At 46.3% G+C, this 1,414-nt stretch carries 1 protein-coding gene; it reads right to left on the minus strand.

Translation table 11 applies throughout. The annotated features are described in order from the left end of the window. Positions 1–288 precede the first annotated feature (288 nt). Positions 289–1,414, minus strand: a 1,126-nt coding sequence (gene ccrA, locus A3729_RS07295; protein ID WP_068633518.1) for a crotonyl-CoA carboxylase/reductase, incomplete at its 5' end; no start/stop codon positions are given.

The raw sequence follows: 1,414 nt of genomic DNA on the forward strand, positions 1-1,414 counted from the left end.
AGGTTATTGTAGTCCAGACCCTGAGCGGTCATGTAACTGCCGACCCCGAGTAGGCTAAGTGTGAAGCTAGCGACTAATACAACGGCTAAGTTTGTGGCCAGGAATAAAAATATTCTCATCATTTTGGTTTATCTCATGTGTGGTGTTATCTGAGAATATATGGACTGAGTGAGAAAGTTCAAGCCTTTTAAGGCTCAAGATGGAGTAGGTTTAATGTAATGAGAGCGGTATATCAGGCATAAAAAAGGCGATCCGAAGATCGCCTTTTTAATTTTTTACTATTAGAAACTACTTCTCTGCGCCCTGACCAAAGTCAGTTGCACCAACGAGCACAGACATGTTGCCATGAGGGTGTTGGTTTTCATACATTAGCTGATGAGAGTCAGGAAGCTCTTCATAGGTAAAGGTTTTAGATAGGCAAGGGTCGACTTTACCTTCAATTACCAAGTTATTTACGCCGATTGCTTGATCATCATTTGCGAAGTGTGAGCCCTGCAGACGCTTCTGACGCATCCAGTGATAACGCAGGTCTAAGGTCGCGTTGAAGCCGGTAGTACCTGCACAAACTACAACCATACCGCCTGTTTCAGCAACGAAGATAGACGTAGGAATAGTAGTTTCGCCTGGGTGTTCAAAGACAACATCAACACCACGACGCTCGCCAAGGATATCCCAGATAGCTTTACCGAATGCACGCGCACCTTTGCTCCACTTAGCGTAAGCGGACTCATCTTTCCAGTGTGGCATCATGCCCCAGTGGTCGAAGTCTTTACGGTTTAGGCAGCCAACAGCGCCCAATTGCATGCAGTAATCAAACTTACTCTCGTCAGAAACAACAGCGATTGGCTTAGCGCCCATTGCTGCAGCGATCTGAATAGCCATACAGCCTAGGCCGCCAGCGCCACCCCAGATAAGGACAACGTCATCCTTCTTAACGTTGTTTGGTGCCCATGCCATAAGCATGCGGTAAGCGGTTGCGCCCACTAGCATATAAGTTGCCGCTTCTTCCCAGTTAAGGTGCTTAGGTTTTGGTAGGCATTGGTGATCCTGAACTTTAGTGAACTGTGCAAAGCTGCCAAAGTTAGTTTCATAACCCCAAATACGAAAGCTAGGGTCATACATTGGATCGGTACCTTTCTGCTCAGCTTTACAGCCTTTCTGCCAGCTACCACAATGAAGAACAACTTCATCACCCACTTTTACGTTAGTAACATCTTTACCGATTTTATAAACGATACCTGAAGCATCGGAACCACCGATATGGAATTCTTCCGGTTCACCTTGCTTGTTACGCGCGCCGATAACGTCAACCGGTACGCCAAGACCTGCCCACACGTTATTATAGTTAACGCCTGCTGCCATAACGTAAACAAGAACTTCGTCATCTTTGATTTCGGGTGTATCAATGACTTCC

Source organism: Oleiphilus sp. HI0043 (assembly GCF_001634935.1).